17 protein-coding genes, 1 pseudogene and 1 riboswitch are annotated in these 20,450 nt (G+C 62.4%); of the genes and pseudogenes, 9 read left to right on the forward strand and 9 right to left on the reverse strand.

Annotation, left to right across the window (positions count from 1 at the left end; all coding sequences use genetic code 11):
* The first annotated feature begins 45 nt into the window (after window positions 1-45).
* A complete protein-coding gene (locus AB5Y70_RS10590; protein WP_279988845.1) occupies window positions 46-1,029 on the forward strand; it encodes a hydrolase in 984 nt (327 codons plus the stop codon).
* Here the strand turns inward: AB5Y70_RS10590 and AB5Y70_RS10595 are convergent.
* Complete coding sequence (locus AB5Y70_RS10595; RefSeq protein WP_182935863.1) at window positions 1,011-2,162, reverse strand: GGDEF domain-containing protein; 1,152 nt, start codon at window positions 2,160-2,162, stop codon at window positions 1,011-1,013. The genes AB5Y70_RS10590 and AB5Y70_RS10595 overlap by 19 nt on opposite strands.
* 89 nt (window positions 2,163-2,251) lie before the next feature.
* Here AB5Y70_RS10595 and AB5Y70_RS10600 point away from each other — a divergent pair, with 89 nt between their 5' ends.
* From AB5Y70_RS10600 to AB5Y70_RS10610, 3 genes are all read left to right on the forward strand, one after another.
* Entirely contained in the window at window positions 2,252-2,497 is a 246-nt protein-coding gene (locus AB5Y70_RS10600; RefSeq protein ID WP_010673242.1) for a YheU family protein, read from the forward strand.
* A gap of 235 nt (window positions 2,498-2,732) precedes the next feature.
* Window positions 2,733-3,602, forward strand: a complete 870-nt coding sequence (locus AB5Y70_RS10605) for a phosphoribulokinase (RefSeq protein ID WP_010673241.1) — start codon at window positions 2,733-2,735, stop codon at window positions 3,600-3,602.
* A gap of 16 nt (window positions 3,603-3,618) precedes the next feature.
* Window positions 3,619-4,152 (forward strand): lipoprotein, encoded by a 534-nt coding sequence (locus AB5Y70_RS10610; RefSeq protein WP_048208269.1) that lies wholly within the window; start codon window positions 3,619-3,621, stop codon window positions 4,150-4,152.
* A 69-nt stretch (window positions 4,153-4,221) separates the two neighbouring features.
* Here the strand turns inward: AB5Y70_RS10610 and AB5Y70_RS10615 are convergent, their stop codons facing one another.
* Both AB5Y70_RS10615 and AB5Y70_RS10620 read right to left on the reverse strand, forming a co-directional pair.
* Complete coding sequence (locus AB5Y70_RS10615; protein WP_010673239.1) at window positions 4,222-4,521, reverse strand: hypothetical protein; 300 nt, start codon at window positions 4,519-4,521, stop codon at window positions 4,222-4,224.
* A 48-nt stretch (window positions 4,522-4,569) separates the two neighbouring features.
* Entirely contained in the window at window positions 4,570-4,974 is a 405-nt protein-coding gene (locus AB5Y70_RS10620; RefSeq protein WP_010673238.1) for an OsmC family protein, read from the reverse strand.
* A 372-nt stretch (window positions 4,975-5,346) separates the two neighbouring features.
* Between AB5Y70_RS10620 and crp the strand changes: the two genes are divergently transcribed.
* Complete coding sequence (gene crp / locus AB5Y70_RS10625) at window positions 5,347-5,985, forward strand: cAMP-activated global transcriptional regulator CRP (RefSeq protein WP_010673237.1); 639 nt, start codon at window positions 5,347-5,349, stop codon at window positions 5,983-5,985.
* A gap of 127 nt (window positions 5,986-6,112) precedes the next feature.
* A complete protein-coding gene (locus AB5Y70_RS10630) occupies window positions 6,113-6,913 on the forward strand; it encodes a putative RNA methyltransferase (RefSeq protein WP_279988841.1) in 801 nt (266 codons plus the stop codon).
* Between the two features lie 140 nt (window positions 6,914-7,053).
* On the opposite strand, the pseudogene AB5Y70_RS10635 reads toward AB5Y70_RS10630, so the two are convergent.
* From AB5Y70_RS10635 to AB5Y70_RS10650, 4 genes and pseudogenes are all read right to left on the reverse strand, one after another.
* Window positions 7,054-9,651, reverse strand: a pseudogene (locus tag AB5Y70_RS10635) (glycosyl hydrolase family 18 protein).
* Between the two features lie 111 nt (window positions 9,652-9,762).
* A riboswitch (cyclic di-GMP riboswitch) is annotated at window positions 9,763-9,849 on the reverse strand.
* A 201-nt stretch (window positions 9,850-10,050) separates the two neighbouring features.
* Window positions 10,051-13,512 carry a PAS domain-containing hybrid sensor histidine kinase/response regulator gene (locus AB5Y70_RS10640; RefSeq protein ID WP_279988837.1) on the reverse strand — a complete coding sequence of 1,154 codons (3,462 nt, stop codon included), beginning with the start codon at window positions 13,510-13,512 and terminating at the stop codon, window positions 10,051-10,053.
* A gap of 63 nt (window positions 13,513-13,575) precedes the next feature.
* Window positions 13,576-14,718: a 3-phenylpropionate MFS transporter gene (locus tag AB5Y70_RS10645; protein ID WP_279988835.1), complete on the reverse strand. Its 1,143-nt coding sequence runs from the start codon at window positions 14,716-14,718 to the stop codon at window positions 13,576-13,578.
* 261 nt (window positions 14,719-14,979) lie between these two features.
* Window positions 14,980-17,073: a TonB-dependent hemoglobin/transferrin/lactoferrin family receptor gene (locus AB5Y70_RS10650; RefSeq protein WP_042881282.1), complete on the reverse strand. Its 2,094-nt coding sequence runs from the start codon at window positions 17,071-17,073 to the stop codon at window positions 14,980-14,982.
* 195 nt (window positions 17,074-17,268) lie between these two features.
* Between AB5Y70_RS10650 and AB5Y70_RS10655 the strand changes: the two genes are divergently transcribed.
* The 3 genes from AB5Y70_RS10655 to AB5Y70_RS10665 are packed head-to-tail and all read left to right on the forward strand — an operon-like array spanning window position 17,269 to window position 19,250.
* On the forward strand, window positions 17,269-18,237 hold the full coding sequence (locus AB5Y70_RS10655; protein ID WP_279988833.1) for a ChaN family lipoprotein: 969 nt from the start codon (window positions 17,269-17,271) through the stop codon (window positions 18,235-18,237).
* Between the two features lie 14 nt (window positions 18,238-18,251).
* Window positions 18,252-18,803, forward strand: coding sequence for a cysteine hydrolase family protein (locus AB5Y70_RS10660; protein WP_010673230.1), 552 nt, complete (start codon window positions 18,252-18,254; stop codon window positions 18,801-18,803).
* A gap of 39 nt (window positions 18,804-18,842) precedes the next feature.
* The gene (locus AB5Y70_RS10665; RefSeq protein WP_279988831.1) at window positions 18,843-19,250 is read left to right on the forward strand and encodes a hypothetical protein; all 408 of its coding nucleotides are present in this window, start codon (window positions 18,843-18,845) and stop codon (window positions 19,248-19,250) included.
* Window positions 19,251-19,314: 64 nt separating this feature from the next.
* On the opposite strand, the gene hutZ is transcribed toward AB5Y70_RS10665, so the two are convergent.
* The gene (gene hutZ / locus AB5Y70_RS10670) at window positions 19,315-19,872 is read right to left on the reverse strand and encodes a heme utilization protein HutZ (protein WP_010673228.1); all 558 of its coding nucleotides are present in this window, start codon (window positions 19,870-19,872) and stop codon (window positions 19,315-19,317) included.
* Entirely contained in the window at window positions 19,869-20,381 is a 513-nt protein-coding gene (gene hutX / locus AB5Y70_RS10675) for a heme utilization cystosolic carrier protein HutX (protein ID WP_041214612.1), read from the reverse strand. Before hutX ends, hutZ begins: the two co-directional genes overlap by 4 nt.
* Between the last annotated feature and the right edge of the window lie 69 nt (window positions 20,382-20,450).

Raw genomic sequence — 20,450 nt, forward strand, 5'->3', positions numbered from 1 at the left:
AGGGCTCGCCGCCCCCTTTTCCTCCCTGCTCTTCCGAGTCGTTGCATGTTGACAGAAAGCCACTTTCACGCCCCCTGGTGGGCCCGCAACCCCCATCTGCAAACCATTTTGCCCAAGTGGCTGCGCCGCTCGCCTGCCCGCTTCATCCAGGAGCGCTTCGAACTTCCGGACGGCGATTTCGTTGATCTGGCCTGGAGCGGCGAACCCGGCCAGGATGAACAACCCCTGGTGGTGGTGTTCCACGGACTGGAGGGGAGCATTCACTCCCACTATGCCAAGGGGCTCTTTGACCACCTGCAGCGGCAAGGGAACGAGGCGGTGCTGATGCACTTTCGGGGGTGCAGTGGCGAGCCGAATCGGCTGCTGCAGGCCTATCACTCAGGCGCCATCGAGGACGCCCAAGCGGTGATTGCCGAGCTGGGGCGGCGTTTTCCTGGCCGTCCCCTGGTCGCCATCGGCTATTCCCTGGGGGGCAACATGCTGGTCAATCTGCTGGCGCGGGCCTGCCCGGCACCATTGAAGGCGGCGGTAGTAGTGTCGGCCCCGCTGCAACTGGCAAGCTGTGCCGATCGGGTCAATCAGGGCTTCTCACGGGTCTATCAGAACTACCTGCTGCGCACCATGCGAACCAACCTGCAAAGCAAGATCCGGCGCCAGAGCGCGGCACGGGCGCGCTGGCAGCCGGCCCAGATCACCCGCATCGCCACACTGAGGGAGTTCGACGAGCTGGTGACGGCACCGCTCCATGGTTTCGAAAGCGCCGATCACTACTACCAGACTTGCTCCGGCCTGGGCCTGCTGGCCCGCATTCCCATCCCGACCCTCGTCATTCACGCCGCCGACGATCCCTTCATGACCGATGCCGTCATTCCGGCGGCGGAGCAGCTCTCCCCTCTGGTGCGCTACGAGCTGAGCAGACAGGGCGGCCACGTGGGCTTCCTGCACGGCTCCCCCTGGCGCCCCCGCTTCTGGCTGGATGAGCGCATCAGCCAGTGGTTGCGGGAGCAGACTCAGGGTGCGAGCCGATAACCGTTGCGCCCCTCTTCCTTGGCCTGATAGAGGGCACTATCGACTCGCTCGAGCAACATGACGAGGCTCTCCCCGGTTCGCCACTGGGCTATCCCCTGGCTCAGGGTGAGGTGGGGGGAAACGTCGGAATCCTCATGGGGCAGAGCCCTGGCCGCCAGAGTGGCGCGAATGCGCTCCGCCACCTCCTGGCCACCGGCCAGCGTCGTCTCCTGCAGCAACACCACGAACTCCTCTCCCCCGTAGCGCGCCACCAGATCGCCGGGCTCCCGCACACTCTCCTCCAGGCACTCGGCCACCAGGATCAGGCACTCATCCCCCGCCTGATGACCATAGCGATCGTTGTAGCGCTTGAAGAAATCCACATCGAGCAGGATCACGGTGAGCGGTACATCCTGGGTGGTGCCTTGCGCAATGGCACGCTTGCACGCCTGATCGAAGTGGCGACGGTTGGCTATGCCGGTCAGGGGATCCCGGTTGGCCATGGCATTCATCTTGTTTGCCAGCATCAGGTTGTCGTGTTCCCTTGACACCGCAAGCTCGAACCAGCCGTTGAGCATGCGCCGCCCCGTCTCCAGCACTACCAGCAAGACCCCGACCACGATGGTATTGACCAGAACAAAGGGCTCAGGACTCCAGGAGGCTCTCATCAGCAAGAACAGCAGGGGGACAGAAACCAGTGCGTAAAACAGCCGCACATCGCAATACGCGGCGACGAGACCGGTCAGCAGCAACAGACTGACCATGTTGAAAATGAAACTGAAGCCCCCCTTCAAGTCGACGATCGAGATGGTGTAACCCACCATGGCCCAGGCCAGCCCCCAGGCCAGGGCACAGACGCACAGGGACACCAGCCAGATGGCATGGGATTGACGGGAGAGCCAGCCCCACCCGAGCGGCAGCAGCAGGCCAACACCTATCATGGCAAAGAGCTGCCATTTGTAGGACCAGGGCAGGTTGCCGACCAGTACCAGGTGTGCATCCCGATAGATGTAGAAGCGGGTCAGCAGAAATACGAGGGCGATGAGATTGATGACCCAGTACCAGCGCAAACCGGCGCTCAGGGCGCGGCGGCGGGCATCGAACAGGTGCTGTTCGAATTGACTGGAGGGTCGGCGTGCGTCAATGGATTGCATGGCACCCCTCGTCCAAAACGAGACAAATCCCTTGCGCTTGCCGACCAGACACCGACAATATCCGCAACCCACTGAGTGAAGATGAAATCATGATTATCCCCTGGCAAGAACTGGAGCCGGACACCCTCACCAACCTGCTCGAACACTTTGTGCTGCAAGAAGGCACCGAATACGGTGAACAGGATGTCAGCCTGACCGACAAGGTCGAAGCAGTCAGGCAACAATTGCTACAAGGTAGCGCCGTGCTTGTCTACAGCGAGCTGCACGAAAGTGTCAATGTCGTCCCAAAGACTCATTTAAGCAAGTCACCCACTGACGACTTCCCCCAAGCGTAGCGCGGTCACGGCTTATCGGGCGGCTCACCCCGCCCTCCCCCTATCCAACTCGCACCATCAGGCCGCATGGCCAGTTCGCCATCCAGAAGCACCTATTCCAACGTACCCAGAGCACAGGGCAGCCCTCGTTCACCGCTATTGCCGGGAAGCGTGGTGGCTGCAGGAGGATGACGGCGCACTTGACCGCACTTTGGGCCACCCCTTATAACGGAACTCCCAAGGAAGAGAGAATTCTATGTCCGCCAAGCATCCCATCATCGCGGTCACCGGTTCGTCCGGTGCCGGTACTTCCACCTCCACCAACGCCTTCCGCTCCATGTTCCACCAGCTTGGATACAAGGCGGCCGTGGTCGAGGGGGACAGTTTTCACCGCTACACCAGGCCCGAGATGGACGTGGCGATCCGCAAGGCCCGGGAGCAGGGGCGGCATATCAGCTACTTCGGCCCGGAGGCCAACGATTTCGGTCTGCTGGAGTCCTTTTTCCAGGAGTATGGCCAGAGCGGCACAGGCCAGTACCGGCGCTATCTGCACAGCTTCGACGAGGCAGTGCCTTTCAACCAGATGCCTGGCACCTTCACCCCCTGGCAGGATCTGCCCGGCGAGACGGATCTGCTGTTCTACGAAGGACTGCATGGCGGCGTGGTCACGGGGGAGCACAACGTGGCGCGGCACGTGGACTTTCTCATCGGCGTGGTGCCCATCGTCAACCTGGAGTGGATCCAGAAGCTCATTCGCGACACCTCGGAACGCGGCCACTCCCGCGAGGCGGTGACCGACTCCATCGTGCGTTCCATGGATGACTACATCAACTTCATCACGCCGCAGTTCTCCCGCACCCACATCAACTTCCAGCGGGTGCCGACCGTCGATACTTCCAACCCCTTCAGCGCCAAGGTGATACCCAGCCTGGACGAGAGTATGCTGGTGATCAGGTTTCGGGGCATCAAGCAGGTGGACTTCCCCTACCTGCTGTCGATGATTGACGGCGCCTTCATGTCCAGGATGAACACCATCGTCGTGCCGGGTGGCAAGATGGGCTTCGCAATGGAACTGATCCTGCGCCCCCTGATCCAGCAACTGATCGAAACGGGCAAGATCACCTGAGCCAAGGAGCTTAACGATGCGCGCTGCACTTCTCTCATTCATGCTGGCAACCCTGCTGGGGGGTTGCAGCTCCGGCCCCGCCGCACCCACGGTCGAAACGGGCACCATGGTGGTTCGCCCGGCGGAGCATTGGACCTACGGGGCGACACCACGCTATGCGCTGGCCGAACAATTCCAGTATGCGGGCAACAGCGCCGCGCCCTGGCTCGAGCCGGTACAGCAGGCCGTCATCCGGCAGCTGGACGGCAAAGGCTGGCGCAGCGTTCCCCTGGATGAGGCCGACGTCTGGGTCGCCATCGGGGTAGCTGGCAGCCAGGACATGAGCGATGGCGAGATCTTCTCCCGCCTCGGCATGACACCGGGCCTGAACGCCGCCGCCAATGCCCGCAAGGGGACCCTGGCCGTCGTGCTGCTCGACGGGCATAGCCAGAAAGCGGTGTGGAGCAGCGCCATCCAGCTCGCCAGCGACGTGCCTGTCGCAGAGGAGGCCCGTGGCCAGCTTAGCCAGCAACTGGCCGCCCAGTTGCTGGGCTCGCTACCGTCAGACTGATGTCTCTTTCAACAAAAACGGCCTGCTTCACGCAGGCCGTTTTCCATGCACGCCGTGACGGCATCAGGGTCACTTCAACTCGCAGGTCAGCTGGGTCACACCGCTCTTGACCAGGGTAGCCTGCTTGTCCTGACGGGAGAAGGTAGTCACCCCGTCGGAATAGCTGGCAGTCTCTTTGGGCGACTCGATGCGCCCCAGCTTGTGATAGACACCGGCATAAGGGAACTGCACCATGTCGGCCTGGGCATCATAGGTGATGGCCAGCAACTCTTCCCCGCACTGATACTGGCTGTATTGATACTGGGTCGGCTGCGGCATGCTGCAGGCGGCCAGACCGAACAGGGGAAGCAACATCATCATTTTTTTCATCGCACTTTCCTTATGTCATGGCGTTATCGACGGGACAAACTATAGCGGTCAACCCTCAAGGATTTGATAACTATGGGTAATTTCTACCGCTTTTTCCAACATCAGGGAAACTGAACAATATTTTTCCATGGACAGATCCACCGCACGGGCGACCTGCTTCTCCGCCAGACCCTTGCCGGTCACCACGAACTTGAGGTGGATCTGCTCAAATACCCGGGGAACGGTATCGGCGCGGGTCCCTTCCAGTTCGACATGGCAGGCGGTCACGGATTGACGGGCCTTCTCCAGGATGGAGACCACATCGATGGAGCTGCAACCGCCGACAGCCAGCAGGATCATCTCCATCGGGCTGGCACCTTCACCCGGGTTGGCGCCATCCAGGGTCACCTGATGACCGGACTCGCTCTCCCCCACAAACTTCATGCCTTCCACCCAGCTGACCTTGGCTTTCATCTCTCACTTTCCTCTCAATGACGACGGTTCTAACGCCCATAGCATACCTCAAGCCGGGGTCGAGTGGCACATGCGCCAGGATCTTGCCCGTTCCCGACGATAAAGCCCCGTTTGGGGCAACAAGCCTCTCCTGCGAAACGGGCGACGACCCAAAGGGAAATAGATCGAAATCAACATCCGAACTCCTCTTCTTGCCTAGAATGCCCCGGACGACGCAGCAGATGGCGGCTCACCGGTGGACGGCAAAACCCCAAAGCCTTGTCAGCACAGGCAAAGGCTCTTATTCTACTGCGACCAAAGAGTAAGGAATGGCAAGCTTGGCAACTTGCCTGGACGCACAGTCCATAAAAATGACACTACAGAGGAAGTCTCATGATCATTGGCAAACCGCAAAGCGATCCCACCCTTGAGTGGTTCTTGTCGCATTGCCACATTCATAAGTATCCCGCCAAGAGCACCCTGATCCACGCCGGTGAAAAAGCGGAAACCCTCTACTACATCGTCAAGGGCACCGTCGCCGTCCTGATCAAGGATGACGAAGGCAAGGAGATGATCCTCTCCTACCTGAATCAGGGGGATTTCCTGGGCGAGATGGGGATGTTCGAAGAGAACGAGAATCCGGAGCGTTCCGCCTGGGTGCGTGCCAAAGGCGCCTGTGAAGTCGCCGAGATCTCCTACAAGAAGTTCCGCCAGCTGATCCAGGTCAACCCGGACATCCTGATGCGTCTATCCGGTCAAATGGCCAAGCGCCTGCAACACACCAGCCAGAAGGTCGGCAACCTCGCCTTCCTGGACGTGACCGGCCGCATTGCCCAGACCCTGCTCAACCTGGCCAAACAGCCGGATGCCATGACCCACCCGGATGGCATGCAGATCAAGATCACCCGCCAGGAGATCGGCCAGATCGTCGGCTGCTCCCGTGAAACCGTCGGCCGCATCCTCAAGATGCTGGAAGAGCAGGAGCTCATCTCCGCCCACGGCAAGACCATAGTGGTGTTTGGTACCCGCTGACCGGGTTCCGCCGACGGCGCCCGCACAGCGCCGTTGGATAAAAAGGCTGCCCATGGCAGCCTTTTCCGATCCTCTCCCCTATAATCCCGAACGCCCCGCCGTCATGGCCTTCGCCAAGAGAACTCCTATGCACCTTCAATGCCCCCTTTGCCGCAGCCCCCTGCACCTTCATGCCGCCTCCCGCGGGGTCTATTGCGACAACAAGCACCATTTCGATCCCGCACCGGAAGGCTATCTGGACCTCATCCCCGGCAAGAAGAACCCCAAGGACAGCGACAGCCGGGCCCTGCTGCGCGCCAAGCGCCGCTTCCTGGAACAAGGCCACCAACTGCCTCTGGTGGACGCCATGGCGAACCTGCTCGCTCCTCTTGGCGAGCGCGAACTTGTCCACCTCGGCTGCGGCGAGGGGTACTACTGCCGCGCCCTGGCTGAGCGGCTGCCCGGCTGGCAGGTCGGCGGTTTCGATCTGGCCAAGAATGCCATCTTCGCCGCCAACAAGGCGCAACCGGAAGGCCAGTTCGTCATCGCCGACCCGGCGCGCGCCCCGCTGCTGCCTGGCACGACCCAGGTGCTGCTGGTCAACGACCTCAAGGTTAAGACGGAACTCCTGGTCAGCTGGCTGGCGCCGGGCGGCTATCTGCTCCACGTGCAGCCCGGCCCTCGCCATCAGTGGCAATTGCGCGTCAGCCTCAATCCGGTGAGCATGGAACATCCCCTGAGTTGGCCCGCCCTCACCGGGCTCGTCAATGTTGCCCAGCAACGCGCCCAGTTCAGTACGGCGCTGGATCAGGGCCTGCGCGAGCACATTCTGGAGACCAGTCGCCTCGGCTGGCGTGCCAGCGGCGAGCAGCGTCACGCCTTCACCCATCAGGGGCCCGACGCCCTCGAGCAGGATCTGCTGCTCAGCCTGTGGCAAAAACCGCTGTGAACCGGTGACATACCATGAAAAAAGGCCCTGACGGGCCTTTTTGACAAAGCGAGTGCGCCTTTCCCCTGACAGGGAAGAGACATCCGACCACGCAGCAAGACAAAAATGGGGCCCTCGGCCCCATTTTTCATCACGGCAGATCAGTTGCAGCTCGCCGCGCCCTGATCGACCCAGACAGCGGCCTTGCCGGGCTCATCGCCCTTGGTCCAGTACTGGGCCTTCCACTTGCGGCCGTTGTGGCTGGTGACATCACCGCCGTTGTAGACCACTCCGGCATCCCAACCCAGTTGCACCTGGCTCACCAGTTTCCACTGATCGGCGGTGCGGCTCGGCTCGTTGCCCTGGGTCCAATACTTGGCCTGCCACACCAGTTGCTTGTGGCTCACCTTGTCATTGGTGTTGTAGACGGTACCTGCACTCCAGGCAGGATGGTTGGCCGCATCCGGATCGCTGGCCTCGCAGCCACCACCTGTACTGGCCGGCTTGACGGTCAGGCGGGTAACGGCTGTGGCATCCAGCGCCCCGTCGGTGACCACCAGGGTCAGATCGTAGGCCGTGTCACTGGTCACGTTCGAGCCCGTGACCACCAGGGTCGCGCTGTCCAGACCGGTGGAGCTAAGACCGGCCGGCACTGTCCACTGATAGCTCAAGGCATCACCATTAGGGTCGGAAGCGGTGGCCTTGATGCTCACCTGCTCGCCGGCCTCGACGGTCGCACTGGCCGGTACGCTGACCACGGGGGGCAGGTTCGGCTGCGGCGCCTTGTTGGTGACCACCACCTGATCCTTGGCCGAGAGCCCCTGATCGTCGGTCACGGTCAGCTCGAACACCAGATTGATGTCGCTGCTGACGGCATCCAGTACCACACGGGCCTTGGCCTGTGTGGCATCCAGCAGGCTGGCCTGGGGTCCGGAGACCTGTTTCCAGCTGTAGGTCAGCGCCCCGTTTTCCGGATCATGGGAGGCACTGCCGTTGAGGGTCACCTCGGCCGGGCCGGTGGCACTCAGATCGCTGCCGGCATTGGCAACCGGCGGCTTGTTGACCGGCGGCAGCGTACCCTCGCCGTGGCCCAGCCCCTCGTGCATGGCGTTGAGGATGTCGCCGTTGTCCGCATCAATTTCCCAGGCGAACAGACCGCCGAGCTGGTTCGCCAGCACGTACTGCCCCTTGGCCTTGACCGAGCGGTCGTTGTCGAAGGTAATGAGGTCACCACTGCTGGCCTTGAAGACATAGGGGGCCTCGGCCGACTCGTCATAGCCCTGCTCCCAGCCTGCGCCCATGCGGTTGTTGACGATGTCGCGGTAATCCACCACGCCATTTTCCCAGGTACCGCTCACCGGTCCGGTGGCGGTGCCGGTGAAGGGGTTGCCGGCCTGGTAGTTCTTCACTCCGGTCCAGCCACGGCCATACATGGCCGCCCCCACCACTATCTTGCCCGGTGTCACCCCCTGACCCAGCAGCGCCTTGACGCCCTTGTCGGTGGTGTACTTGGTGGCCGGATCCCAGCTGGAGGCAAAGAGGTTGGTCTGGTGGGCCAGACTCGTCAGGTCGAAGGCGCCGCTGAAGTCGTAGCTCATCAGGAAGATGTGGTCCATGTACTGCTGGGCCGCCTGATAATCCACCTTGGCGATCTTGTCGCCTCCGGCGCTGATGGCCGAGGTCAGCTCATACTGGCGGCCGGTCTCGGCTTCCAGTTCATCGAGCATGGCTCGCAACTCCTTCATCAGCACCACATAGGTGGCGCCGTCATTCGGGCCGCCCAGGCTGGGGTTGGCCCCCTGTCCGCCCGGGAACTCCCAGTCGATGTCCACGCCGTCGAAGAATTTCTAGGTCTGCAGGAACTCTTTGACCGAGGCGACGAAGGTATCGCGCTTGGTCTTGTCACCCAGGAAATAGAAGGGATCGGAGAGGGTCCATCCACCGACAGACGGCAGGATCTTGAGGTCCGGATGGGCCTGTTTGAGGGCCATCAGGTTGCCGAAGTTGCCCTTGTAGGGCTCATCCCAGGCGCTGAGGTTGCCCTGGGACATCTGGATCGCCGCCCAGGGATCATGGATGGAGACCTTGAAGTCTTCGCGGCCGGCACAGGATCGCTGCAACGCCTCGAAGCTGCCGGAGATCTCTTTGAGGCTGTCGTTGATGCCATTGCCACCGCAGATGGGGGTGAAGCCGTAGAGGATATGGGTCAGGTTCTGGGCCGGGATCTTGTCCACGGTGAACTTGCGACCATAGACTCCCCACTCCACGTAGTAGGCCCCCACCACCTTGCCGGACTTGTTGGCGTAGGGCTTGTTGTTCTCCTTGAGGGGCGCATTGAGCGGCGCCAGGTGGCTGCCGTCGGTATCGGCGACCATCAGCTCCTTCTTGTCGGAGAGGGTGCAGCCGTCGGCGTTGCACAGGGCCACCTGCATCTGGTAACGCCCCCCCTTGGTGACCTTGAAGTTGGCGGTACCCGCGGCGGAGGCCGGGCCTGACCACACCTCCTTGCCATCGAGCAGTACCTTGGCGGTCTGTCCGACGTCACCGGACCAGAGGTTCCAGGTCACGCTCACGGGAGCGCCATCCTTGTGGACGGTCACCAGCTGGTTGTAGGCCGAAGCGGCCTGATTGACTTCAACGATGGCAAACTTGGTGGGGCCGGATCCAATGGTGGGTTTGCCCGGGGCAGCGGCGAAGGCGGAGGTAGTGCAAAGCCCCCCGACCAGAAGCGCCAGCAGGGAAAGTTTTGGACTTAACATATTTGAACTTCCTTATTTCGTTATTGGAATTAACAACGAAAAAGGCAACGCAACCTGCCAGGTAACGCAGACAACATCGCAACCATGGCTTGGCCCATGGACGATACAACCTGTGGTGGCCCCGCTATCCTAGGTACGCAGACCCTTAGACCGGAAGCTTTGCGTCCCGGACTTTCATCCGGTTTGCCTTTTTGCACAACTTGATTTGCGACAAAAATAATCGCCGAATGACTATAGAGGAGAGTCGCCCGGGTGCCACCTGCCAAAAGTGACACCCAGCAAGACTCAATTATCACCAATCACGAAAAATGGCGACGAAAGAGGCGCCATCATCGGCGATCATGGCACCTGGATGGCATCCAGAAAATGTTCAGCCAATGCTCGATTCTGTGAGACCAGTCACTGAACCGGCATCAGCAGGCTGTTCATCAGGGCGCGCAGCTTGAGAGGTTTGACCGGTTTGCTCACGTAGCCGAAGCCGTGCTCACGGATCTGTGCCTGCAACTCGCTCTTGCGATCCGCACTGATGATGATGCCGCCGATACCGTTGCCGTGGGCCAGCCTGATCATGTGCAGCGCCTGCAACCCGGTCTTGCCGTCATCCAGGTGATAATCCGACAGCACCAGCGCAGGCAGGAAGCCGCCGTCGATGATCTCTTCCGCCTGCTCCAGGCTCTGGACACAGCGCACCTCGCAGCCCCAGCGTCCCAACAGCGAGGCCATGGCGATGAGGATATCCTCCTCGTTGTCGATGCAGAGGATCCTGACCCCTTCCAGCTGACTGTCTCGCAGGGCCGGGGTCGTCACCTGGCTGGGGATGACGGGCCGGGTCGCGAGGTTCAGGGTGATGGCAAAGACGGACCCCGCTCCGGGCCAGCTGCGCAGGGAGAGCTGATGACCCAGCACCAGCGAGATGCCGCGGGCGATGGCGAGCCCGAGGCCAAGCCCCTGCTCCCTGGCGGTGCGGGAGTGATCGAGGCGGGAAAACTCGTCGAAGATCGCCTCCTGCTTGCCCTCCGGGATGCCGGGGCCGTTGTCCCACACCTCGATGCGCACCTTCTCCCCCATGCGGCGACAGCCGAGCAGCACCCGACCGCCGGGGTTGTAGCGAAATGCGTTGGTGAGGAAGTTCTGCAACACCCGCCGCAGCAAGCGCACATCGCTGTAGACCGCAAGGCGGCTCTCCACCACGGAGAACTGGATCCCACCGGCCTGGGCCAGCACGCCGAATTCCGCCTTGAGATTGTCCAGCACATCGCTCAGGGCGAAATCGAGCTTCTTCGCCTTGAACTTGCCCGCCTCGAGGCGCGAGATGTCCAGCAGATCCGTGATGAGATCCTCGGTCGCCCCCAGGGCGTCGTCGATGTGGCGAGCGATGCGGGCCGGTTCGTCCTCCGGGGGCAGCATCTCCAGCAAGGAGGAGGTGAAGAGCTTGGCCGCGTTCAGCGGCTGGGTCAGGTCGTGGCTCACCGCCGCAAGGAACCGGCTCTTGGACTGGTTGGCCCGCTCCACCTGCTGGTTTACCAGCAGCAGTTGGCGGTTGAGTTCGGAGAGCTCGTGGGTGCGCTCGGCCACCCGCGCCTCCAGGTGCTCGTTCGCTTCCCGCAGCACCCGCTCCGCCGCCCTGAACGGGGTGATATCGGTGAAGGTCATGACAAAGCCCCCCGCAGGCATGGGGTTGCCCTGCATCTCGATCACCCGGCCATCCGGGCGCTCCCGGGCCGAGATGTGGGGGCTGCCGCGCTTCATGAAGGCGACCCGACGCGCCACCTGGGCCTCCACGTCCCCCGCGCCGCACAGCCCCTGCCCAGCGTTGTAGCGGATGATCTCCTCGATGGAACGGCCCACCTGAATGAGACCGGGGGGATAGGAGAACAGCTCGATGTAGCGTCGGTTCCAGGCCACCAGCCTGAGCTCCCTGTCCACCACGGAGATCCCCTGCCCCATGTGTTCGATTGCCCCCTGCAACAGGCCGCGGTTGAAGCGGAACATGTCGGAGGCCTCGTCCACTATGGTGGCGATCTCCTCGAGCTGCATGTTGCGTCCCTGCAAGGCGGAGGCCAGCACCAGGCGGGCGGACGAGGTGCCGAATACCCCCGCCAGCAGTCGCTCCGTGTGGGCGATGAGCTCGGCGGAGGCCTGCATCTGGGGCGCCAGGGTGCCTCCCCGCTCGCCGGCGAAGCGACCGAAGGCCCGCTTGACGCGGCTGGAACCGACGAAGCGGGCCGCCAGCATCTCCAGCTCCTTCACCGAGACCCGCGCATGATAGAGCGCTGAGGTGTCCCGGCTCGTCTTGCCGACGAAGTTGGCGGCCTGCAGCCGCTCGCTCACCGCCGCCCGTGACAGCAGGGAGCCCGCCACATAGCCGGCGAGGTTGAGCAGAAGACTCAGGAAGAGGCACCAGGCCCCCAGACTCAGATCCCGCACCGCCGGCCAGTCTGGGGGCGCCAGCAGGGCTTCGAGAGGGGAGCCAGCCAGCAGTCCGCTCTCCGCCAGCAGGGTCACGAACCAGAGGCTGACCCCGAGGGTGAGTCCGAGATAGACGCCCTTGCGATTGCCATGACGCCAGTACAGGCCGAGCAGCAGGGCCGGTGCGAACTGGGCCACGGCCCCGAACGAGAGATAGCCGATGCGCGACAGACTGGTGAGATCCCCGAGCCAGAGATAGAGCGCCCAGGCCGCCAGCAAAATCAGCAAGATGGCGCCCCGACGCACCTGCAGCAGCAACCGCATCAGGCGCTCGTCCCGCCCCTGTTGCCAGACCCGGCGCAGCAGGACCGGCAACACCAGATCGTTGCTCACCATGATGGCCAGGGCGATGGTGCAGACGATCACCATGCCGGTGGCTGCCGAGGTGCCGCCGAGAAATGCCAGCATCGCCATGCCGTCGAATCCGAGGGACATGGGGAGGCTTATCACATAGGTGTCCGATGCCATGTCTGCCCCGACCCACTGCTTGCCTGCCAGCGCCAGCGGCCAGATGAAGAGCCCCATCAGGAAGAGATAGAGGGGGAAGATCCAGCGGGCCCAGTGCAGATCCTGCCCCTGGTTGTTCTCCACCACGGTCACGTGAAACTGGCGCGGCAGGCAGATGACGGCACACATGGCGATCAGGGTGTAGATGGCGAGCTCCAGCAGACTGCCCGGCGTCACCGCCACCACTGCATCGAGGAAGTCGCCCGCCACCAGGGTACGCGCCTCGCTCGGTCTGGCGATGATGAGCCAGAGCGCAAAGCCCCCCACCGCCATGAAGGCGAGCAGCTTGACCACGGACTCGAAGGCGATGGCCACCACCATGCCCCTGTGGTGCTCGGTGGCATCCAGGTTGCGGGTGCCGAACAGAATGCTGAATAGGGCCAGCAGCAGGGTGACCCCCAGCGCCAGCTCCGCCATGTTGCTGGTGGGGCTGACCCCCGTGCTGTTGGCCATCAGCAGATCGAGCCCGGTGACGATCGCCTTGAGCTGCAGCACCAGATAGGGAAGTATCCCCATGACGGCAATGAGGCTGATCACCATGGCCAGGCGCTGGGACTTGCCATAACGAGCGGCAATGAAATCGGCGATGGAGGTGATGTGCTCGCGCTTGGCCACCAGGATGAGGCGGGCCAGCAGGCGCCAGCCAAACAGGAACACCAGCATGGGGCCCAGGTAGATGGGCACCGGCGACCAGGGGGATTCGCTGGCCTGGCCCACGGTGCCGAAGAAGGTCCAGGAGGTGCAATAGACCGCCAGCGACAGGCTGTAGAGCAGAGGCTGCCCCTTGGGGCGACGGCGCTTGTTCTTGTCCGCCACATAGGCGATGAGGAACAGCAAGCCCAGATAGGCGAGCGACAACCCGATCAGCAGCCATCCTTGGTGCATCTCTCTACTTCCCTTTTCCAGATAAGTCGGAGGCCTGCCGCGCCAGAGACCGGCAGACCTGTGTCATCGGCCCTGTTCAGGGCTCTCTTCACGCAGCCGCAACACGAAGACCGGCAGCACTACCAGCACCATGATAAAGAAGATACTGCCTCCCAGCGGCTCGAACAGCACGCCGCAGATCGCCATCAGGGCCGCCACCGTCATGCCGAGGCCGAGCGCCGCATAGAGCGCCTGGGTGGGGATCTGCTGCTCCGCGGGCAACTGGCGGGTCATGAAGCGGATGGCGCCGAGGTGGCTGACGCAGAAGGTGACCCCGTGCAGCAGCTGGCCAAGCACCAGCACCGCCAGGTCGGTAGAACTGCCGAGCAGCACCCAGCGCACCACGCAGCCAAGGGCCCCCACCAGAAACAGCATCTGGGCGCCGAAGCGCTGGAGGAAGCGCTTGTCCGCGGCGAACATGGCGATCTCCGCCACCACTCCCAGAGCCCAGAGATACCCGATCAGGGTGCCGCTGTAGCCGGCGCTCTTCCAGTAGATGGCGCTGAAACCGTAGTAGGCCGCATGACTCCCCTGCAGCAGGGCGGTGATGAGCAGGAAGCGGCGCACCGGGGCCGACCTGAGCGTGACGAGCAGCGAGGCCTTGGCCCGCTCCCCTTGCAGCTCCCGGGGGGCGGGTCGCAGCGGCAGCAGGCTGAGCCCCAGCATGATCAGCAGCCCGGCCACCATGGTGTGCAGCACCCAGTCGCTGCCAAAGTTGCCCACCAGGGCCCCCACCAGGGTGGAGGCGACGATAAAGGCAAAGGAGCCGCACAGCCGCACCTTGCCGTAGTCGAGGTGGGTCTGAACCACCATGCGGGTGGCAAGCGCCTCTCCCATGGGCATCAGGGTCGGGTAGATGAAGTTGGCCGCGAGGGTCAGCACCACCAGCCACCAGAGGCTGTGGCCCAGATAGAAACCGAGGAAGGCCAGCAGACTCAGCAGACAGAGCAGCCGGGTGACGGGCAGCAACTGGCCGGCCCCCTTGACTCGCCCCATCACCATCAGGTTGCCGGCAAAGCGGATGGCCATGCCCACCCCCAGCAACAGCCCTATCTGTTCAGTACTCACCCCGATGCCTTCCAGCCAGAGCGACCAGAACGGCAGGTAGGCGCCATAAACGAAGTAGAAGGCGCCAAAAAACAGGGCTAACCAAGAGAACGCGGGCATAGAGGCTCGGGCTGCATGACAAGGGGCACAAATGATAACCGATTTCGGGGCGGGGATCCCCAGGCGGCATGACAGATAAAAACCATAAATATCAATAAAGTTGAACCTTTGTCACATCCCCCTGTCTATTGGGTAACACCGCTTCCTGATGAGTGTTGCAATCCTTCCACCCGCCCCTGGCGGGTTTCTTTTTTGCAGACGCCGACCTTCATGACAAAAGGGGCCCGAGGGCCCCTTTTCCTTCATGCTGGTCCACGACCATCAGAACACGTACTTGACCCGTGCACTGAGGTTGCGGCCAGGCTCGGTCTGCTTGCTGGTATCCGCGGTGGCGGCAAGGCCGGTGATGCTCTCGTAGCTCACGTACTCCTTGTCAAACAGGTTGAATACCCCCACGTTGAGCTGCAGGTCCTGCACCGGCTTGAACTGGGCATAGAGATCCACCACGCCCCAGCCTGCGCTCTTGATGTTGTCGTTGCCTCGCGCATCCTTGCCCACCTTGTCCATGTCGTCGGCAAAGCGCAATGCGGTGTTGATGTTCCAGTTCGGCTGCTCCAGACGCACCCCGACGCTGCCGTTCAGGGGGCTCAGGCTGTTGATGTAGTTGCCCTCGCCATCCTTGCCCTCGATGTAGGCCAGGTTGCCCCAGACGTTGACCAGCTCGTTCAACCAGTAGTCCGCCTTGGCCTCGGCCCCCTTGGTGGTCGCCTTGTCCAGGTTCTGGTACTGATAGAGGGCGGTACGGCCTTCGGTACCCACGGCCGTCAGCTCGATGAAGTCGTCGAACTTGTTGTAGAAGGTGGCCACTTCATAGCTGAACCCGCCACGGCTGCCGCGCACCCCCAGATCGATGCCGTCGCTGCTCTCTGGCTTGAGGTTCGGGTTGGGCTCGATGCGATAGCCATACGCCTGGTGGTTCAGGGTGGAGAAGGCGTTGTCATACATGGGCGCCTTGAAGCCGTGGCTGTACTGGGCGAACAGGTTCGCTGCCTCGTGCGCCTTGAACACCAGCCCCAGCTTGGGAGAGAACTCCCCTTCGGAGATCTTCTTCATGTTCTCGCCCGTGTAGGCGGGATCCTCGTCCGGGGTCATCTTGTAGTAGTCGTAACGCACGCCCGGGGTCAGCACCCAACGCTCGCCGAACTTGATCTCGTCAAAGGCCCAGAGCGCACTGCGCTCGCTGGTGGTGGAGGGGAAGCTCAGCTCGTTGTAGCCGACGAAGTCACCCGGAACGGTCGGCCCCTTGAAGCGGGTGCGCTCGTTGTCGGTGTGCTCGTATTCCAGGCCCCAGGCCAGACGCTGGCTGGCGAGCGCCTTGTTGAACTTCACCTGGGCGCCCAGGCTCTCCTGCTCGAAACCGTTGTGATCCAGGGAGTTCTTGGTCACATAGGGGTTGCCCGGCATGACCGGATACTTGGACGAAGCGTACTGATCCAGGGTCTGCTTGGCGCGGCTGTAGTAGATCTTGCTGTCCACGCGATCCGCCCAGGGGGCGTTCAGGGCGAGGCCATGATCCAGTACCAGGGAGAGGTTGTCGGTCTCCTTGTCGGTAATGGGCTGGTTGAAGACGGAGCCCGCCTTGGTCAGATCGATGGCATCCGGATCCTGCCCCTCGGTGAAGTAATCCACCGTCAGTTTCAGGAACTGATCATCGGAGAGATTCCACTTGCTCTTGAACAGCACGGCCTGGCTGACGATGTCGAACTCGTTCTTGTCGCCGTCATAATTCTGGGTGACACCGCCATCGCGCCAGGTGTAGCGCAGCAGGTTCTCGACTTCCCCGGTGCGCAGCGCCCCCGTGATGCCGGCCATTCTCTGGTGGCTGCTGGAGGCATAACCCGTGGTCGCATCCAGATAGCTGTCGCGGCCCTTGAGGAAGTCGCCAGCATCCTTGGTGGTGATGGCAATGACGCCTCCCAGAGCATCGGAACCGTAAGCGGCGGAGGCCGGCCCTTTGGCCACTTCCACCTGCTTGATCATGTCGGTGTCGAAGTAGGTCTGACCCACGCCGCCGTTCTTGTAGGCATCGTTCTGGCGCACACCGTCCTGCACCACCTTGACCCGGTTTTCGCTCATGCCGCGAATGGTGAAAGTCTGGGCATCTCCTGCGCCTCCCTGCACGCTCACCCCGGGCTCATAGCGGAACAGGTCGGCGACGTTGCTGACGACCTGCTCTTCAATCTGCTCCGAGGTAATGACGGCGATGGGACCGGAAACATCTTCCAGCTTCTGTTCCATCCGGGAGCCGCTGACGACCATGACTTCATCGGCTTTCTTGTCTGCGGCGAAAGCGGGGGAGATCAGCCCGGCCGCCACGGCGAGGGCTATCAGGGAGGGGGTGTTGTTGTGCGCCACTGCAAAGTCCTTATTGAGAATTATTATCAAGCGGAAGGCATATTACCCCGCCAGAGACAAAGATCAATAATAAAGTGAATCATTCTCATTTCACTTTGTCATCATTCCCCCTTACACTGGCGCCACTTTTTGCTCGCCATGCCGCCATCCCATGGTGCAGCCTTTTCCCATCCCCTGTTTCTTGAGTGAGTAACCATGAACCGACGACTCCCCCTGCTCGCCCTGCCCCTGCTGCTGGCCGCCTGCGCCACCACGCCGCAGAACACTCCACCCGAGACCCTCTATCACGCACGGCTCGATACGGCCCAGGGGCAGGCGCTGACCTTCGAGCAGGCGGTGGCGCGGGTGGCGGATGCCGACATCGTGCTGGTGGGGGAACTTCACACTCACCCGGCCATCCATCTGTTGCAGGCACGTCTGCTGGCGGGGCTTGACGAGACGTCGCAGGCAGATGGCCGGGCCCTGGTACTTTCCATGGAGCAGTTCAGCCGCGCCGATCAGCCGCTGCTGGATGCCTACCTGGCCGGACGCATCGGCGAATCGGCCCTCATTCGAGATGGCCATGCCTGGCCCAACTACCAGAGTGATTACCGCCCTCTGGTGGAGTTCGCCAAGGCGCAGCACCTGCCAGTGATTGCCGCCAATGCCCCCAAACCTCTGGTGAGCTGCGTCGGTCAGGAGGGATCGGCCTGGCTCGACAAACTGCCGGCCAATCGCCGCAGCCAGCTTGCCCGCGAGCTGACTCTGGGGGATGACGGCTACCGCCAGAAGTTCATGGCTTCCATGCACCATGGGGATGCGGACGGCAACGCCCGTCGCTTCGCCGCCCAGACCAGCTGGGACGACACCATGGCCGAAAGCATGGTGGATTATCTGGGCAAGCATCCCGGCAGGCGCATCATGCATATCGCCGGCAACTTCCACGTGGAAGGGGGGCTCGGGATCGCCAGTCGCATCGCCAGCCGCAATCCGGCACTCAAGGTGGCACTCATCGTGCCGCAAACCGGTGACGAGACAGCCCCCGGGAGAGACGCAGACGTCAGGGTCCACATCGCTCCCCTGCCGGAACGCTGGCTAAATGCAAAGGAAATGAAGCAAGATATGGGCGCACTGCATCAATCCCGAAGCCGTGACTGCAGCCAATGGTTGCAACCCTCAAAATAGCCCAAGGATTTCATATGGATGTGTTACTCGTCATCGACATGCAACAGGGGTTGTTCGATAACCCCCGCCATCAGGATGCCCAGGTCATCGCCAACATCAATCGTCTGGCCGACCGCGTGCGGGGCCAACACGGACGGGTCATCTATGTGCAACACGACGAACCGGGTTCCGAGCTGGAACCTGGCAGTGCAGGCTGGCAACTGCACGCCGATCTGACCCCGTCTCCCCACGACAGCCGGGTGCGCAAGACTGCCTGTGACAGCTTCCTCGACACCGAGCTCGGCTTCCTGCTGGCAGAGCAGTCGGTAGACAGACTGCTCATCTGCGGCTGTGCCACCGACTTTTGCGTCGATACCACGTTGCGCAGCGCCGCCGCCAGGGGCTTTGACGCCTTTGCGGTGACCGACGCCCATACCACGGCGGACAGGCCGCACCTGAGTGCGGAGCAGATCATCCAGCACCACCACTTCATGTGGCGGCATCTGAGCCTGCCTCAAGGCAGAAGCGTGACCCTGCTCACGACGGATGAGCTGCTGGCCACCATTCAACCCGAGCGGGCGTGCTAAGCTGCCCGTCCTGATGTGAACACCCGATTGGAGTCTTGTGTGCGTCTACTCTCTGCCGTTGCCCTCACGCTGCTGTTACCGGCGCTCACCGCCTGCTCCGGCTTGCCGGGGGCAGCCCCCGATGGCCCGGTCCCCCTGTTCCACACCCATATCAGCGACGACGGGAGCAAGCGCTTCACCTTTGAGGCCGCCCCTCTCGACGTCCTGCCCACCCGGTTGCAGGAGGGAGATGACAACCGGCTGAGCCACCGCGACAAGAGCCTGCTGGAACGCCGGGAAGCCCTGCAGGACGAGCAGCTCACCCAGATGCTGGCCACGCGCAAGTATTGCCGAAGCGGCTATATCGTCCTCAGCCAGACCTCCTGGAAGATCCGCGGGGAATGCAACGAAAGCGCCACCCAGGCCGATCGCGATGCCTTCCCCAACCAGGCAGGCTGGCAGGAGTAACCCGGGACATAACAACAAAACGGGCAGCCCAGGCTGCCCGTTTCTCATCTCGCTAACTGTCCCCTCAAACGGGTTCATCCGCCGGGCTGGTCAGCTCGGCGCCGTTGTCGATGCGTTTGTGTCCTTCCACCAGGTGAACGAAGTCAACCAGCTCGTCGCCGGAGACACGGAATGCCTGACCGAATCCCTTGACGAACAGTCCCTGCTCGGGCTTGAGCCGAAACAGCACGAAGTCCTTGAGGTTGGAGAGCCCTTTGACTATCTCGCCGAAGCGCCCTTCCAGCGCCGCAACGGCCTTCTCCCAGCGTGCGTCGTCGCGCGCCACCACCTCGGCGACCGCATCGAAGGTCAGACGCTTGCGGGCAAACAGCTCGCGGGCCCCGGTTTCGTCCTCGATCAGCATCAGCGATACCTTGGGCACCTGTTGCAGGTTGCGGGCGTGGCGAGCTATCTCGGAGATGAGCACATAGTATCCATCTTCCTGCAGCACGAAGGGGGCATAGCTGGCATTGGGGTTGCCTTCGCCATCTACAGTGGCGAGCTGCAGGGTACGGCAACCGTCGCGGAACTCGCGGATCTCCGGTTGCAGGCGGTTTTGCAGGCGCTCCTGACGTTCACTCATGCTTTCACTTCCTCTTGATACTGACGGCGCAGGGCCATGAAACGCTCCACCTGCTCAGGCAGCAGTTGACGCTGCTCGTCCCGGCCCAGGTAGATCTTGAAAATGCAGCGGCCACTGTGGCCGAAGAACTGGAAGGAGTGCCCCTCCTTGCCCATGAAGAGCTTGCTGACCAGGGCGATGCCCGCCACGTTGTCGAGCTTGAGGTGACCGTGCAGTTCGCCGTCCCGCCCCATCAGGTTGTAGTAGCCGCGCGCGTTCTTGCCCTTGGGGAAGGGAGCCTTCACCTCGAAGATGGAGCCATCGGATTCGACGATGGTGGTCACCTGACCCCAGCTGGCCAGGTCCGCCAGCAGGGCTTCGGCCTCCCCGGCCGGCACTTGCGTCATCAGGGCGGCAGGCAGATGGCGTACCACCTCCCACTCGCTGACGGCCAGCTCGGTGGCGAGGGTGGACGGGTGGGCGCTGGGGTCTTGCTCCAGCAGCGCGTGAATGCGTTGTGCAATGCTCATCGGTTCTCCCTGGATGATCTGGCGATGGTGCTCGGTGTCGCGGCGGATACTGTAATAAAGCGCCCCAAG

Source organism: Aeromonas sp. s1(2024) (assembly GCF_040908005.1).
GTDB lineage: Bacteria > Pseudomonadota > Gammaproteobacteria > Enterobacterales > Aeromonadaceae > Aeromonas > Aeromonas caviae.